Raw genomic sequence first — 16542 nt, 5'->3', positions numbered from 1 at the left:
TCGCTAGGCCGCCACACTTCAGCACGCTCACTCTCGCGATTTTCGCCGCTGATCGTTAACGATTTGCCGGTGAAGGTCACGCCCCGCTGAAGCCGTTCGCCATGGCGAACACGACCTGGCTGACGCTCGAACTAACAACGCACCTCGTGACGAGATGTGTTTGCCCGAACCATCGGGCGGTTTTACCTGCAGAGGATATGGATCACGGTTTGCAATACGGCAAAGAACGGTTTACTCAACAGCACTCCCGCGTTTCGCCCACGGTCATTGCGTACCTGGAGCGGGGCCGCCCCCATGCCCGACGCCACCCGCGTCACCCCGCCGTGTCATCCCTCCCTGCCTACACCCACTCAAGCCTGCCACGCTCGCCATTGTCAGCGCGCGCTGTCCGTTATTGCCTTGGCATTTGCCCCGCGCAGCTACGCAGGCCCCTTGAAGGGACACCCACTGCATGCCATCTGGAAAAATAGTTGTCGAAAATCTCTACAAGGTCTTCGGCGACAATCCACAAGACGCCATCGACCTGCTCAAACAGGGCTGGGATAAAGAGCGCATCCTCGCCGAAAAAGGCGCTGTAATCGGCGTTCGCGACGTTTCATTCAGCGTCGAAGAAGGTGAGATTTTTGTGCTGATGGGCCTCTCCGGCTCCGGCAAATCAACCTTGATTCGCCTGATCAACCGCTTGGTCGAACCCAGCGTTGGCAACGTCTTTATCGACGGTCAGAACGTCGCCAAGATGCCCCAAGCGGAGCTGGTGGAATTGCGCCGCCGCGACATGAGCATGGTCTTCCAGTCCTTCGCCTTGATGCCTTCGCTGAGTGTGTTGGATAACGCCGCCTTCGGCCTGGAAGTGGCCGGCATGGCGCGCAAGGAGCGCGAAGAGAAAGCCATGGAGGTGCTCACCCAGGTCGGCCTGGACAGCTTCGCCGACAAGTATCCGCACGAGTTGTCTGGCGGCATGCAGCAACGCGTCGGCCTGGCTCGCGCCTTGGCGGTCGACCCGTCGATGATGATCATGGACGAAGCCTTCTCCGCCCTCGACCCACTCAAGCGCCGCGAGATGCAGGACCTGCTGCTGGACCTGCAGAAAGAGCACCAGCGCACCATCATCTTCGTCTCCCACGACATCGAGGAGGCCATGCGCATCGGCACCCGCATCGGCATCATGGAAGGCGGCAAACTGGTGCAGGTCGGCACGCCACAAGAGCTGGTGGATAACCCCGCCAACGATTACGTGCGCAATTTCTTCGACACCGTCGACACCAGCCGCTACCTCACCGCCGGGCAAATCATGACCGACACGGTGCCGCTGTATGTGCACAACGGCGAAGCGCCGGATGCCGCGCAGATCTGCCAGGAACTGCAGGACCAGGATCAGCACTACGCGTTTATCGTCAATGAGAACAACGAATTCCAAGGCTCCATCAGCCTGGAAAAAATCGCCCTGATGGTCAACGGCGATGCCGTTCAACCGTTAGAGAGCGACGCCCTGCAACAGATCGAGCCGCTGTCCCATGACATGTCGCTGGAGCAGATCATTGGCCGCGTGGTGGAAACCGACGGCCCAGTGCCGGTAGTCGACGAGGACGGCCAATACAGTGGCTCGATTAGTAAGGGCAGCCTTCTGAGCCGCATGCAGGGAGAATCCAATGAGTGAGAAAAAAATCGACCTGGGCACCTGGGTCAACGACGGTGTGGAATACCTGCTGGATAACTACAGCGGCGCGTTCGACAGCATAGGCAGCGTGGTCAATGGCTTCTCCGAAGCCCTGGAAAACCTGCTGATGTGGCCGCCTGCCTGGCTGCTGATTACCCTCTTCGTCGTGCTGGGCTTGTGGCGCATCGGCGTTAAGTTCGCCGTGTTTACTGCCGTCTCCTTTGCGCTGATCGTGCTGACCGGCTTCTGGGAGCAGACCGTGGTGACCCTCGGCCTGACCTTCTCCGCCACCCTGATCAGCCTGCTGCTGGGTATTCCACTGGGCATCTGGGCTGCCAGCAGTGAGCGGGTGGCCACCACCATTCGTCCGGTGCTGGATTTCATGCAAACCATGCCGGCGTTCGTTTACCTGATCCCGGCGGCCATGCTGTTCGGTCTCGGCCGCGTGCCCGGCATCATCGCCACGGTGATCTTTGCCATGCCACCGGCGGTACGCCTGACCAACCTGGGCATCCGCCAGGTCAACAAGGAAATCGTCGAAGCCGGCCAGTCGTTCGGCTGCACCGGGCGCCAGCTACTGTTCAAGGTGCAGCTGCCCAACGCCATGCCTTCGATCATGGCGGGGGTTAACCAGACCATCATGATGGCCCTGTCGATGGTGATCATCGCCTCAATGGTCGGTGCTGGCGGCTTGGGCAACGAGGTACTGGCCAGCATCCAGCGCTTGGATATCGGCCTAGGCTTTGAAAGCGGCATGGCTGTGGTATTGCTGGCAATCATCCTCGACCGCATCACCGAAAGCTTCGGCAACCCGCAAATCGCTAATCGTCCCGGCGTGTTCGCCTGGCTCAACGCCAAACTGCAACGCGCGTAACGCCCCACTTTTTGCTCAAGGAATTAGCCATGAACCCGATCAAAAACCTTGCTGGAGTCACCCTTATCAGCTGCGCCCTGACCCAAGCCGCCTGGGCCCAAGAGCCAGAAAGCTGCAAACAAGTGCGCTTCGCCGAAATCGGCTGGGCCGACATTGCCGCCACCACCGGCGTGGCCATGACCCTGACCGAAGGCCTGGGCTACCAGCCGCGCAAAATCATGGCCTCGGTGCCCATCGCCTTTACCGGCGTGAAGAAAGGCCAGATTGATGTCTTTCTCGGTTACTGGGCACCGTCCATGGACGCGGTGATCGAGCCGTTCCTCAAGGATGACGGGGTAAAAGTGCTGCCCAAAGCCAACCTTGAAGGTGCCAAGTACACCCTGGCGGTGCCGACTTACGCCGCCGAAGCGGGCCTCAAGAGCTTCCAGGATATTGCCAAGTTCAAGGACCAGCTGGGCGGCAAGATCTATGGCATTGAGCCCGGCAATGACGGCAACCTGCTGATCGAGAAAATGATCGAGGACAACCAGTACGCGCTGGGCGACTTCCGCATGGTCGAGTCCAGCGAAGCCGGCATGCTGGTGCAGGTGCAGCGCGCCGTGAAGAAGCAGCAGCCGGTGGTCTTCCTCGGCTGGGCCCCGCACCCGATGAACACTCAGTACGACCTGACCTATCTGGATGGCGGTGACGCCGTATTCGGCCCCGATTACGGCGCCGCCAAGGTTTATACCGTCGTCTCGAAAGACTATGAGGCGCGCTGCGCCAACGTCGGCAAACTGCTGAACAACCTGCAGTTCAGCGTCGAGATTGAAAGTCAGCTGATGGAAAAGGTGCTGCAGAAAGAAGACCCAGCCAAGGTCGCCAAAGACTGGATCCGCGCCAACCCACAGGCGCTCGACCAGTGGCTGCAGGGCGTGACCACGTACGACGGCAAAGACGGCGCCGCGGCTGTTAAGCAGTACCTGAAGCTCTAACCCCGCCGGGCAGGCCTCAGCGCCTGCCCACACTTCTATATGTTCGCCAACCTCACCGCTGTTACTTAGCGGCTACCTGATATGGAGCACACTTCGTATGCGCACAATCAAGACTCGTTGCCTGCAAGCACTCGGCGTTGCCACCCTGGCGCTGGGTATGTCCAGCGCCATGGCGGCCGACCCGGTCACCCTCAAGATCGGCTACGTAAATGGCTGGGACGACAGCGTAGCAACCAGCCATGTGGCCGCAGAAATCCTGCAAAGCAAGCTGGGCTACGACGTAAAACTGCTGCCGGTTGAACCTGCAATCATGTGGAACGGCCTCGCCCGCGGCGACCTCGACCTGACCCTCAGCGCCTGGTTGCCGGTCACTCACGGCGAGTATTACGCCAAGGTCAAAGACAAGGTCGAAAGCCTCGGTACCAACTACAACGGCGCAAAAATCGGCCTGGTTGTGCCGAACTACGTCAAAGCTAAAAGCATCGAAGACCTGAACACCTACGCCGACGACTTTAACGGCCAGATCACGGGCATCGATGCCGGCGCAGGCATCATGCGTCGCACCGAAGAAGCTATTGACGCCTACAAGCTCGACCTCAAGCTGCTGAGCAGCTCAGGCCCAGCCATGGCTTCCGCCTTGGCGCGCGCCGAGAAATCGCAAAAAGCCATTGTCGTACCGGGCTGGGTACCGCATTGGATGTTCGCCAAGTGGGACCTGCGCTTCCTCGAAGACCCGAAGAATGTCTATGGCGATGCCGAGCATGTCGACACCATGGCCAACCCAGCCGTGAAGGACAAAGCACCGGAAGCCGTAGCGTTCCTCAACAAGTTCAACTGGGACAGCGCTGAGATTGGCTCGGTCATGCTCGCCGTACGCGACGGTGCCAAGCCCGCTGCAGCGGCCAAAGACTGGGTTGCCAAGCACCCAGAGCGCGTCGCCGAGTGGCTCAAGTAAGCAGCCCCGGCTGATATAAAAAAGGCGAGCTAATGGCTCGCCTTTTTTAGGCCTACTCGTCGATGGCCGCCCGCACCTTAGCTGCCTGGCGGCGCAGGATTGTCATGGCATGGCGACGGCCTTCGCCCCGCCACGCTCGGCCCACTGCAGTGAAAAAGCCGCGCTAGCGTGGCAAACTGGCTGGCCGTTTAGGCCGTGACGCCTCCATCCTTCACCCAACGACTCAAGAGGTTTACATGACCTGGACTGTCTATCTCTCCGGCGAAATTCACAGCGACTGGCGCCAGCAAATCATGTCGGGGGCCCAACAACTTGGCCTCGACATCCACTTCACTTCCGCCGTCACCGACCACGAAAGCAGCGACGCGGCCGGTGATGTGCTGGGCGCCGAAAGCCAGCCCTTCTGGCGTGACCACAAGTCTTCCAAGGTCAACGCAATCCGCACCAAAAACCTGATTGAACAGTGCGACATTGCGGTGATCCGCTTCGGTGATAAGTACAAGCAATGGAACGCCGCCTTCGACGCTGGTTACTGCGCGGCGCTGAGCAAGCCGTATATCACCCTGCACAATGACGACATCATTCACCCGCTGAAGGAAGTCGACGCCGCCGCCATGGCGTGGGCGCAAACCCCTGAGCAGGTGGTCGAACTGCTGCGTTACGTCACGCACGCGTAAGCACCTGGGCATCTGCACAGCCCTTGCAGGTGCCCACACTGCCCTCAACCTGCACACGGAGTCCCAATGCCCAAGGTTGGCATGCAACCCATCCGCCGCTCGCAACTGATTAAGGCCACCCTGCAAGCTGTCGACCAAGTCGGCCTGGGTGACGCCAGCATTGCCTACATCGCGCGCCTGGCCGGGGTGTCTAACGGCATCATCAGCCACTACTTCAAGGACAAGAACGGCCTGCTTGAGGCGACCATGCGTCACCTTATGCATGCGCTCAATCTGGCGGTCCGCGAACGCCGCGCCGCGCTGCCCAAAGACAGCGCGCGGGCGCACCTGCGCGCCATCATCGAAGGCAACTTCGACAGCAGCCAGGTCAACGGCCCGGCCATGAAAACCTGGCTGGCATTCTGGGCCAGCAGCATGCACCAACCCTCCCTGCGCCGCTTGCAGCGGGTCAACGACCAGCGCCTGTATTCCAACCTGTGCAGCCAATTCCGCCGCACGCTGCCAGTTCCCGAGGCGCGCCAAGCGGCGCGAGGGCTGGCGGCCCTGATCGATGGTTTGTGGCTGCGCGGCGCCCTGACCGGGGAAACCTTCGACACCCAGCAAGCCGCCAAAATCGCCTGCGATTATCTGGATTTACAACTGGGCATCAACACGCCCTGACCTTTAGACAAGGCCTACGAAAACGCTGCACGCCACGAATGGCAAGGGCTGCGGCTTGCCCCAGGGTTTTTATTGATTGAACGATCAATAAAAACAACGTAGGCTCAACCACTAATTCCCCGCGCCGGGCGGCTCCTACGTCCGCGCTTCACCGACGAGAGGAACGATCATGCCGCGCTTCCCCGAACAGCCCCTTTACATCCATGGCGCACACAGCGCCGCCAGCAGCCAGCAAACCTTCAACAGCCTCAATCCGGCTAATGGCGAGCTACTGGCCGTGGTGCAACAAGCCAGCCAGGCCGACGTCGAGCGCGCCGTAACCAGCGCCGCCGCCGGGCAAAAAGTCTGGGCCGCGATGACCGCCATGCAGCGCTCACGCATCCTGCGCAAGGCCGTGGATATTCTGCGCGAACGCAACGATGAGCTGGCCGAGCTGGAAACCCTCGACACCGGCAAACCGCTATCGGAAACCCGCTACGTCGATATCGTCACCGGCGCTGACGTACTGGAGTACTACGCCGGTCTGGTTCCGGCCATCGAAGGCGAACAGATCCCGCTGCGCGACAGCAGCTTTGTCTACACCCGCCGTGAGCCGCTGGGTGTGGTCGCGGGCATCGGCGCATGGAATTACCCGATCCAGATCGCCCTGTGGAAATCCGCCCCAGCGCTGGCCGCCGGTAACGCGATGATCTTCAAACCCAGCGAAGTCACACCGCTGTCGGCGCTCAAACTGGCCGAGATTTACAGCGAAGCCGGCGTGCCGGATGGCGTCTTCAACGTGCTGACTGGCGACGGCCAGGTGGGCCAGTGGCTCACCGAGCACCCAGGCATTGAGAAAGTCTCCTTTACCGGCGGCACCGTGACCGGCAAAAAGGTCATGGCCAGCGCCTCCAGTTCGTCACTGAAAGAGGTGACCATGGAACTGGGCGGCAAATCGCCCCTGATCATCTGCGCCGACGCCGACCTTGATCGTGCGACCGACATTGCAATGATGGCCAACTTCTACAGCAGCGGCCAGGTGTGCACCAACGGCACCCGGGTGTTTGTGCCACGCGCGCTGCTGGCCAGCTTCGAAAGCAAATTGCTTGAGCGGGTCAAACGCATCCGCATCGGCGACCCGCAGGATGAAGCCACCAACTTCGGCCCACTGGTCAGCCTTGCCCACCTGGAAAAAGTCATGGGCTATATCGACAGCGGCCGTGCCGAAGGCGCCCGCCTGCTGATTGGCGGCCAACGCCTGGAAGACGGCGAACTGGGCCAGGGCGCTTATGTTGCGCCGACAGTGTTCACCGACTGCACCGACAGCATGCGCATCACCCGCGAAGAAATCTTCGGCCCAGTGATGAGCCTGCTGGCCTACGACAGCGAAGACGAAGTGATCCAGCGCGCCAACGCCACCGACTACGGCCTGGCGGCCGGCGTGGTGACGTGCGACGTTAACCGCGCGCACCGCCTGATCCATCAGCTGGAAGCTGGGATTTGCTGGATCAACACCTGGGGCGAATCCGCCGCGCAAATGCCTGTGGGCGGCTACAAGCAGTCCGGCGTCGGCCGCGAAAACGGCCTGACCACCCTGCAGCACTACACCCGCCTGAAATCCGTGCAGCTCGAACTGGGCGACTTCGCCTCAGTGTTCTGATCGAGATCGTAGGGTGGGTTAGCGGCGCGGCGCAGCACGTTCATGCGCACCGCAGAGCAAGACGCCGCGTAACCCACCCGCTCGTCAATCCGATCGACCCGGTGGGTTACGGCGCACCGAGATCGGATGCATAACCAAGCCCGGTCTTGCGCCTAACCCACCCTACGGGTTGCACAGACCCGCTATTACAGGTGACGTCCATGTCCCAAGAATTCGACTACATCATCATCGGCGCCGGCTCGGCCGGTAACGTACTGGCCACCCGCCTGACTGAAGACGCCGACGTCAGCGTGCTGTTGCTGGAAGCCGGCGGACCCGATTACCGCCTGGATTTCCGCACGCAGATGCCCGCCGCCCTGGCCTTCCCGCTGCAGGGCCGGCGTTACAACTGGGCTTACCTGACCGACCCCGAGCCGCACATGAACAACCGCCGCATGGAGTGCGGGCGCGGCAAAGGTCTGGGCGGCTCGTCCTTGATCAACGGCATGTGCTACATCCGCGGCAACGCCCTCGACTACGACGGCTGGGCCAAAGAGCAGGGGCTGGAAGACTGGAGTTACCTGGATTGCCTGCCGTACTTTCGTAAGGCGGAAACCCGCGACATCGGCGCCAACGCCTACCATGGTGGCGACGGCCCTGTGAGCGTGACCACGCCGAAGAACGGTAACAATCCGCTGTTCCACGCCATGATCGAAGCCGGCGTACAAGCCGGTTACCCGCGTACCGACGACCTCAACGGTTACCAGCAGGAAGGCTTCGGCCCGATGGACCGTACCGTCACGCCCAAGGGCCGGCGCGCCAGCACCGCGCGGGGCTACCTCGATCAGGCCCGTGAGCGCTCCAACCTGACCATCATCACCCACGCCCTGACCGACCGCATTCTGTTCGACGCTAAGCGCGCCATCGGCGTCGACTACCTGCACGGCGACAGCAGCACACCCACCACCGTCAAGGCACGCCGCGAAGTGCTGCTGTGCAGCGGCGCCATCGCCTCACCCCAGGTGCTGCAACGCTCCGGCGTCGGCCCAGCGGCGCTACTGCGTGAGCTGAACATCCCGCTGGTGCATGACCTGCCTGGCGTTGGCGAAAACCTGCAAGACCACCTGGAGCTGTACCTGCAGTACGCCTGCAAGGAGCCGGTGTCGCTGTACCCCGCGCTGCAATGGTGGAACCAGCCGATGATCGGCGCGCAGTGGCTGTTCCAAGGCAAAGGCATTGGTGCCAGTAACCAATTCGAGGCCGGCGGCTTTATCCGTTCCAGCGCAGATTTCGAGTGGCCGAACATCCAGTACCACTTCCTGCCGGTAGCGATTAACTACAACGGCAGCAACGCGGTGAAGGAACACGGCTTCCAGGCGCACATGGGTTCCATGCGCTCGCCCAGCCGCGGGCGTATCCAGGTCAAATCCAAAGACCCACGCCAGCACCCGAGCATCCTCTTCAACTATATGAGCAGCGAACAGGACTGGCGCGAGTTCCGCGACGGTATCCGCATCACCCGCGAAATCATGGCGCAGTCGGCGCTGGACCCTTACCGCGGCCGCGAGATCAGCCCAGGCCGGGACGTGCAAACCGACGCCCAACTGGATGACTTTATCCGTGAACACGCGGAAACCGCCTACCACCCATCCTGCTCCTGCAAGATGGGTGAAGACGCCATGGCTGTGGTTGATGGCCAGGGCCGGGTGCATGGTGTGCAAGGCCTGCGCGTAGTGGATGCGTCGATCATGCCGCTGATCACCACCGGCAACCTGAATGCCCCGACCATCATGATGGCCGAGAAGATCGCCGATAAAATCCGTGGCCGCAGCCCGCTGCCGCGCAGCACGGCGCCTTATTACGTGGCGGGTAGCGCCGCCGCACGTGGCACGGCGCAACGTTCCGCATAAATAGCGCTAGCCCGTAGCCCGGATGCAATCCGGGAGCAGCTTTGCAGGTGTCGACGAGCCCCGGATTTCATCTGGGCTACTCATCCGCGCGCCTACCTTTAACCGGAGAAAACCACAGGCTGCTTGAAGCTGCAGGCGAAGGGCGTCGATAATGCGCAGTTTTCAACCAGCGCCTTTGTGCGCCGCCGCCCCAACGGCCGACCGAGCAGACCATGAAAGACACCATTCGCCACCTGATCCAGCAAGCCCTGACCCGCCTCACTGCCGAAGGCGTGCTGCCTGAAGGCCTGAGCCCGGCTATTCAGGTGGAGAACACCAAAGACAAGACCCACGGTGACTTCGCCAGCAATATCGCCATGATGCTGGCCAAGCCGGCCGGCATGAAGCCGCGCGACCTGGCTGAAAAGCTCATCGCCGCACTGCCCGCGGACGCAGCCATCAGCAAAGCCGAAATCGCCGGCCCGGGCTTTCTCAACTTCTACCAGAACACTCAAGCCCTGGCCGCACGCCTGGATGCCCTGCTGGCCGATGCCAAGCTCGGCGTGCGCAAAAACGGCACCGCGCAGCGCGTAGTGGTCGATCTGTCGGCCCCTAACCTGGCTAAAGAGATGCACGTGGGTCACCTGCGCTCGACCATCATCGGTGACGGCGTGGCGCGGGTGCTGGAGTTCCTCGGTGACGAAGTGATCCGGCAGAACCACGTGGGTGACTGGGGCACCCAGTTCGGCATGCTGCTGGCTTATATGCAGGAAAACCCAGAGGCCGCCGAAAGCGAGCTGGCCGACCTGGAAGGCTTCTACCGCGCGGCGAAAAAGCGCTTCGACGACTCGCCCGAGTTCGCCGAGCGTGCCCGCGAGCTGGTGGTGCAGCTGCAGGCCGGTGACGCCGAGTGCCTGCGTTTGTGGCACCGTTTCAACGATATTTCCCTGAGCCACTGCCAGGCGTTGTACGACCGCCTTGGCGTGAAGCTGAGCATGGCCGACGTTAAAGGCGAGAGCGCCTACAACGACGACCTGGCCAATGTGGTCGCCGACCTCAAGGCCAAGGGCCTGCTAAGCGAAAGCGACGGCGCCCAGTGCGTGTTTATGGACGCGTTCAAGAACGCAGAAGGCAACCCGCTGCCGCTGATCGTGCAGAAGGCCGGTGGCGGCTACCTGTACGCCACCACGGACCTGGCTGCCACCCGCTACCGCGCCAACGTGCTCAAGGCCGACCGCGCCCTGTACTTCGTCGATCAGCGCCAGGCCCTGCATTTCCAGATGGTCTTCACCGCAGCGCGTCTGGCCGGCTTCGTCCCTGCCACCATGCAGCTGGAACACATGGGCTTCGGCACCATGAACGGCGCCGACGGCCGCCCATTCAAGACCCGCGACGGCGGCACGGTGAAACTGGTCGACCTGCTCGATGAGGCCGAAGAACGTGCCTATACCCTGGTCAAAGGCAAAAACCCCGAACTGGACGAAGCCGAACTACGCCAGATCGCCCGCGCAGTGGGCATCGGCGCCGTGAAGTACGCCGACCTCTCCAAACACCGCACCAGCGACTACCGCTTCAACTTCGAGCTGATGCTGAGCTTTGAGGGCAATACCGCGCCGTATCTGCTGTACGCCTACACCCGCGTGGCCAGTGTGTTCCGCAAGCTGGGCAAGGGCTTCGATGAAATTCAAGGCAGCCTCAACCTGCAGGCCGCCCACGAAATCGAACTGGCCGGCAAACTCGCACAGTTCAACGAAGTGCTTGGCAGCGTCGCCGACAAGGGCGAACCGCACCTGCTCTGCGCCTACCTGTATGACCTGGCCGGGCTGTTCTCCAGTTTCTACGAGAACTGCCCGATCCTCGCCGCTGAGGACGAGGCCACGCGTAACAGCCGCCTGCGCCTGGCCGCACTGACCGCTCGCACCCTCAAGCAGGGCCTTGAGCTGCTCGGCCTGGAAACCCTGGAGCGCATGTAAGTGGCGGTGAAAAAGAAGCCCGCCGCCAAGCGCGGCGCCAGCCGTTACAAGGCGCCGGCGAAAAAGCCGGTGCCGGGCTGGTTCTGGCTGGTCTGCGGCCTGGTGATCGGCGGCTTTATGGTGTTTTTGTTCAGCCTCGAACCCGGCCGCGATGAAATCAAACGCAGCAAGGTCGAACAAGCCCGCGCCAACCAGGCCAGCAAAGCGGCGAGCGCCAAGCCCGCCACTCAGGAGCCGACCAAGCCCAAGTACGACTTCTACACCCTGTTGCCGGAGTCGGAAGTGATCTTGCCGCAGCAGGCCGTCGAAGAGCCTGTGGTTGCACCGCCGCAGAAGCCGGTGACGCCGGAAGAAGCCGCCAAGATCGATGCGGCACGCGCCCAAGCGGCGCTCAATGGCCAGGTGCCGCCACCGCCTCCGGTGGTCGCCAAAGGCCCGATCAGCTCGCAGTTTTTCCTCCAGGCTGGCTCATTCCGCCGCAAGGGCGACGCCGACAGCCTGCGCGCGCAGATCATCCTGCTCGGGCAGAACGTCAAAGTGGAATCCGGCACCGTGCGCGAGGAAACCTGGCACCGCGTGTTGGTTGGCCCCTTCGCCAGCCGTGAACAGCTCGGCCAAGCGCAAAAATCCCTGGCCGCCAGCGGCTTTAGCAATCTGTTGTTACAGCAGCGCCAGGTGCAGTAAACCCCGCGATTTCAGGCCTTGTGGCGCGCTCTGACGACTATTTGTCGGACAGCGTGCGCTACAGGGCTTGAAGCAGGGCGCCGCTGCCCCCACTTCATTCGGCATTGGGCACTTTCGCCCCGCTGCGTGGAGACTCTCCCCTTGACCACCATCGTTTCAGTACGCCGCAACGGCAAAGTCGTCATGGGCGGCGACGGCCAGGTGTCCCTTGGCAATACCGTGATGAAAGGCAACGCGAAAAAAGTTCGCCGCCTGTACCACGGCCAAGTACTCGCCGGTTTTGCCGGCGCCACCGCCGATGCCTTCACCCTGTTTGAACGTTTTGAAGGCCAACTGGAAAAACACCAAGGTAATCTGGTCCGCGCGGCCGTCGAGCTGGCCAAAGACTGGCGCACCGACCGTTCCCTGAGCCGCTTGGAAGCCATGCTGGCCGTCGCCAACAAAGATGCCTCGCTAATCATCACCGGCAACGGCGACGTGGTTGAACCCGAGCACGGCCTAATCGCCATGGGTTCCGGCGGCGGCTTCGCCCAAGCCGCGGCCATGGCTTTACTGCAGAAAACCGAATTGAGCGCCCGTGAAATCACCGAAACCGCGTTGAACATTGCCGGTTCCATCTGTGTCTTCACCAATCAAAACCTGACTATTGAAGAGGAAGACTGCGCCGAGTAAGGCGCGGTCTTTTCTGGAGTACCTCCGCATGTCCATGACGCCCCGCGAGATCGTTCACGAGCTCAACCGCCATATCATCGGTCAGGACGACGCCAAGCGCGCCGTGGCCATTGCCCTGCGCAACCGCTGGCGGCGCATGCAGCTGCCGGTTGAGCTGCGCGCTGAAGTCACGCCCAAGAACATTTTGATGATCGGCCCAACCGGCGTCGGTAAAACCGAAATCGCCCGGCGGCTAGCCAAGCTGGCCAACGCGCCGTTTATCAAGGTTGAAGCCACCAAATTCACCGAGGTTGGCTATGTCGGCCGTGATGTCGAATCGATCATCCGCGACCTCGCCGATGCGGCGATCAAGATGCTGCGCGAGCAGGAGATGATCAAGGTCCGTCACCGCGCCGAAGATGCCGCCGAAGAGCGCATCCTCGATGCGTTGCTGCCGCCGGCCCGCACCGGTTTCAGCGAAGAAGCCGCGCAGGGCAACGATTCCAACACCCGCCAGCTGTTCCGCAAGCGCCTGCGCGAAGGCCAGCTGGACGACAAGGACATCGAGATCGAAGTGGCCGACGCCCCAGCCGGTATCGAAATAATGACTCCGCCGGGCATGGAGGAGATGACCAACCAGCTGCAGAACCTGTTTTCCAGCATGGGCAAAGGCAAGCAGAAGAGCCGCAAGCTCAAGGTCAAGGAAGCCCTCAAGCTGGTCCGCGATGAAGAAGCCGCGCGCCTGGTCAATGAGGAAGAACTCAAGGCGCAGGCCCTGGAGGCCGTGGAACAGAACGGCATCGTGTTTATCGATGAGATCGACAAGGTAGCCAAGCGCGGCAACACCAGCGGCGCCGATGTATCCCGCGAAGGCGTACAGCGCGACCTGCTGCCGTTGATCGAAGGCTGCACGGTGAACACCAAGCTGGGCATGGTGAAAACCGACCACATCCTGTTTATCGCCTCCGGTGCGTTCCACCTGAGCAAGCCGAGCGACCTGGTACCAGAGCTGCAAGGCCGCCTGCCGATTCGCGTCGAGCTGAAAGCCCTGACCCCGGAAGACTTTGAACGCATCCTCACCGAGCCGCACGCCTCGCTCACCGAGCAATACGTCGCGCTGCTAAACACCGAGGGGCTGGGCGTTCAGTTCGTCGCTGAAGGTATCAAGCGAATCGCCGAAATCGCTTATCAGGTCAACGAGAAGACTGAGAACATCGGTGCACGCCGCCTGCACACCCTGCTCGAACGCCTGCTGGAGGAAGTCTCCTTCAGCGCCGGCGACCTGGCGGGTCAGCAAAATGGCACACCGATCGTGATCGACGCGGCCTACGTCAACAGCCACCTCGGTGAGCTGGCGCAGGACGAAGACCTCTCGCGCTATATTCTGTAACCCCCGCTGCAATCAGCCCGGCCGCGCTTACCGCGGCCAGGCTGAGCGACCTCTAACGGAAAGCAGACATGCGCATCCCCACCGCGATCAAATTGCACAAAGCCTCGAAAACCCTGGAGCTGCACTACGGGCCTGACGAGCAGTACACCCTGCCCGCCGAGTTTCTCCGTGTGCATTCGCCCTCGGCGGAAGTCCAAGGCCACGGCAACCCTATTTTGCAAACCGGCAAGCTCGGCGTTGGCCTGAGCAAAATCGAACCTGCCGGTAACTACGCACTCAAGCTAAGTTTCGATGACGGCCACGACAGCGGCCTGTTCAGCTGGGACTACCTTGAGCAATTGGCCCTGCGCCAAACCGAACTGTGGCGTGACTACCTGGCCGAGCTAAGCGCTGCCGGCAAATCCCGCGACCCCAGCGAAAGCCTGGTCAAGTTAATGCTCTGAAGCGCCAAGCGCACACAGCCTCAGCAATTGCCCCAAACGCTCGGCATTTTCCCCTATCCGCGATCTTTGCTGCGCGATAACCCGCGGCGCCACCTCAGCCCTTCTAGCCGGTGGTTACTGGCCGGTTAGAGCGCATTTTCTAATCCTTCTCTGCATACTTCCTCCATATACCGCCCAGCATGCGGCTCGCTTGCACAAAGTCATAAACTCGGGTAACCAAGTAACTGGAAAATCTCTCGTGGCTGGCCTGGCCAGTTACACGACGATTGCGGAACGATCCGCCCTTGGTAATCCGGGCAATACCTGGCCTTTAGAACGTGTTCAAAGCCTCGTGAGCTAGAGCCATGCAAGACGCCGGTATTTCGTCTCAGGACAATGGAGCGTTGTAGATGACAAATAAGAATAATGATGACCTGAAGCGCCAAGCTTCAGAAAACACCCTAGGCCTCAACCCGGTCATTGGTATCCGTGGTAAAGACTTGCTCAGCTCCGCCCGCATTGTGCTCAAGCAGGCTCTCAAGCAACCGCTGCACAGCGCCAAACACCTGGCCCACTTCAGTATCGAACTGAAGAACGTGATGCTCGGCCAATCCGAACTTACGCCGAACGACGGCGACCGGCGCTTTGCCGACCCGGCCTGGAGCCAAAATCCGCTGTACCGCCGCTACTTGCAGACTTACCTGGCATGGCGCAAAGAACTGCATGACTGGGTCGAACACAGCAACCTGTCCGAGCAGGATGCCAGCCGTGGTCACTTCGTGATCAACCTGATGACCGAAGCCATGGCGCCCACCAACACCATGGCCAACCCGGCAGCGGTCAAACGCTTCTTCGAAACCGGCGGCAAAAGCCTGCTCGACGGCCTGGGGCATCTGGCGAAGGACATCGTCAATAACGGCGGCATGCCCAGCCAAGTCGATATGAATGCCTTCGAGGTCGGCAAAAACCTGGCCACCACCGATGGTGCAGTGATTTTCCGCAACGATCTGCTGGAGCTGATTCAGTACAAGCCAATCACCGAACAGGTGCAGGAACGCCCACTGCTCGTGGTGCCGCCGCAGATCAACAAGTTCTACGTATTCGACCTGTCACCCGAGAAAAGCGTGGCGCGCTTCTTGTTGCGCAACGGTATCCAGACCTTCGTGGTGAGCTGGCGCAACCCGACCAAAGCGCACCGTGAGTGGGGCCTGTCGACCTATATCGAAGCGCTGAAAGAAGCCATCGACGTAGTCAGCGCCGTCACCGGCAGCAAAGACATCAACATGCTCGGCGCCTGTTCCGGCGGCCTCACCACCACCTCTCTGCTCGGCCACTATGCGGCGCTGGGTGAGAAGAAGGTGCATGCCCTGACCCTGCTGGTCAGCGTATTGGATAACCGCCTGGAAACTGATGTCGCACTGTTTGCCGATGAGAAGAGCCTGGAAATGGCCAAGCGTCGCTCCTACCAGGCCGGCGTGCTGGAAGGCAAAGACATGGCCAAGGTGTTCGCCTGGATGCGCCCCAATGACCTGATCTGGAACTACTGGGTCAACAACTACCTGCTGGGTAACGAGCCGCCCGTGTTCGATATCCTCCACTGGAACAACGACACCACGCGCCTGCCGGCCGCTCTGCATGGCGAGTTTATCGACATGTTCACCTCCAACCCGTTGATCCGCCCGGGCGCACTGGAAGTGTGCGGCACGCCAATCGACCTCAAACAGGTCACCACCGATTTGTTCTGCGTAGCGGGTACCACTGACCACATCACACCGTGGGAGTCATGCTACAAGTCGGCCAACCTGTTCGGCGGTAACGTCGAGTTCGTACTGTCCAACAGCGGGCATATCCAGAGCATTCTTAACCCGCCGGGCAACCCGAAAGCACGCTACATGACCAACACCCAGATGTACGCGGACCCGAAAACCTGGCAAGCCAGCTCAACCAAACACGCCGACTCCTGGTGGCTGCATTGGCAAACCTGGCTCGCCGCGCGCTCCGGGGAACTGAAAAAAGCACCGACCCAACTGGGCAATAAGAAACACCCCGCCGGCGAAGCCGCCCCCGGCACTTACGTTCACGAACGTTGATCACTGCGCATTGCGCAACATTGCCCGC

General features: G+C 61.3%; 14 protein-coding genes. All 14 read left to right on the top strand.

Features of this window, described 5'->3' with window-relative positions; translation table 11 throughout:
* Positions 1–451: 451 nt before the first annotated feature.
* The 14 genes from proV (at position 452) to phaC (ending at position 16514) form a co-directional block, all read left to right on the top strand.
* Complete coding sequence (gene proV / locus ACEPAJ_RS05385; protein WP_425913974.1) at positions 452–1657, top strand: glycine betaine/L-proline ABC transporter ATP-binding protein ProV; 1206 nt, start codon at positions 452–454, stop codon at positions 1655–1657.
* Positions 1650–2531 (top strand): ABC transporter permease, encoded by an 882-nt coding sequence (locus tag ACEPAJ_RS05380; protein WP_425913973.1) that lies wholly within the window; start codon positions 1650–1652, stop codon positions 2529–2531. The genes proV and ACEPAJ_RS05380 overlap by 8 nt, the downstream gene beginning before the upstream one ends.
* A 29-nt stretch (positions 2532–2560) precedes the next feature.
* A complete protein-coding gene (locus tag ACEPAJ_RS05375) occupies positions 2561–3505 on the top strand; it encodes a choline ABC transporter substrate-binding protein (protein WP_425913971.1) in 945 nt (314 codons plus the stop codon).
* Positions 3506–3602: 97 nt separating this feature from the next.
* Positions 3603–4460, top strand: coding sequence for a glycine betaine ABC transporter substrate-binding protein (locus ACEPAJ_RS05370; protein ID WP_425913970.1), 858 nt, complete (start codon positions 3603–3605; stop codon positions 4458–4460).
* 236 nt (positions 4461–4696) lie between these two features.
* Positions 4697–5137 carry a YtoQ family protein gene (locus ACEPAJ_RS05365; RefSeq protein ID WP_425913968.1) on the top strand — a complete coding sequence of 147 codons (441 nt, stop codon included), beginning with the start codon at positions 4697–4699 and terminating at the stop codon, positions 5135–5137.
* A 66-nt stretch (positions 5138–5203) separates the two neighbouring features.
* Positions 5204–5797, top strand: a complete 594-nt coding sequence (gene betI, locus ACEPAJ_RS05360; protein WP_425913967.1) for a transcriptional regulator BetI — start codon at positions 5204–5206, stop codon at positions 5795–5797.
* Between the two features lie 169 nt (positions 5798–5966).
* Positions 5967–7436 carry a betaine-aldehyde dehydrogenase gene (betB, locus tag ACEPAJ_RS05355; protein ID WP_425913965.1) on the top strand — a complete coding sequence of 490 codons (1470 nt, stop codon included), beginning with the start codon at positions 5967–5969 and terminating at the stop codon, positions 7434–7436.
* A 200-nt stretch (positions 7437–7636) separates the two neighbouring features.
* Positions 7637–9325 (top strand): choline dehydrogenase, encoded by a 1689-nt coding sequence (gene betA / locus ACEPAJ_RS05350; protein ID WP_425913964.1) that lies wholly within the window; start codon positions 7637–7639, stop codon positions 9323–9325.
* 212 nt (positions 9326–9537) lie between these two features.
* Positions 9538–11277, top strand: coding sequence for an arginine--tRNA ligase (gene argS, locus ACEPAJ_RS05345; protein WP_425913962.1), 1740 nt, complete (start codon positions 9538–9540; stop codon positions 11275–11277).
* Complete coding sequence (locus ACEPAJ_RS05340; protein ID WP_425913960.1) at positions 11278–11961, top strand: SPOR domain-containing protein; 684 nt, start codon at positions 11278–11280, stop codon at positions 11959–11961.
* Positions 11962–12102: 141 nt separating this feature from the next.
* Positions 12103–12633 carry an ATP-dependent protease subunit HslV gene (hslV, locus tag ACEPAJ_RS05335; RefSeq protein ID WP_298184841.1) on the top strand — a complete coding sequence of 177 codons (531 nt, stop codon included), beginning with the start codon at positions 12103–12105 and terminating at the stop codon, positions 12631–12633.
* Between the two features lie 28 nt (positions 12634–12661).
* Positions 12662–14002 (top strand): HslU--HslV peptidase ATPase subunit, encoded by a 1341-nt coding sequence (gene hslU, locus ACEPAJ_RS05330; RefSeq protein WP_425913958.1) that lies wholly within the window; start codon positions 12662–12664, stop codon positions 14000–14002.
* 68 nt (positions 14003–14070) lie between these two features.
* The gene (locus ACEPAJ_RS05325) at positions 14071–14445 is read left to right on the top strand and encodes a gamma-butyrobetaine hydroxylase-like domain-containing protein (RefSeq protein ID WP_425913956.1); all 375 of its coding nucleotides are present in this window, start codon (positions 14071–14073) and stop codon (positions 14443–14445) included.
* Between the two features lie 389 nt (positions 14446–14834).
* Positions 14835–16514, top strand: a complete 1680-nt coding sequence (gene phaC, locus ACEPAJ_RS05320) for a class II poly(R)-hydroxyalkanoic acid synthase (protein WP_425913955.1) — start codon at positions 14835–14837, stop codon at positions 16512–16514.
* Positions 16515–16542 lie beyond the last annotated feature (28 nt).

Source organism: Pseudomonas sp. GWSMS-1, from assembly GCF_049847425.1.
GTDB lineage: Bacteria > Pseudomonadota > Gammaproteobacteria > Pseudomonadales > Pseudomonadaceae > Aquipseudomonas.
Note: the sequence above shows the minus strand (reverse complement) of the source record. Positions and strands in the feature narration are given on the sequence as shown.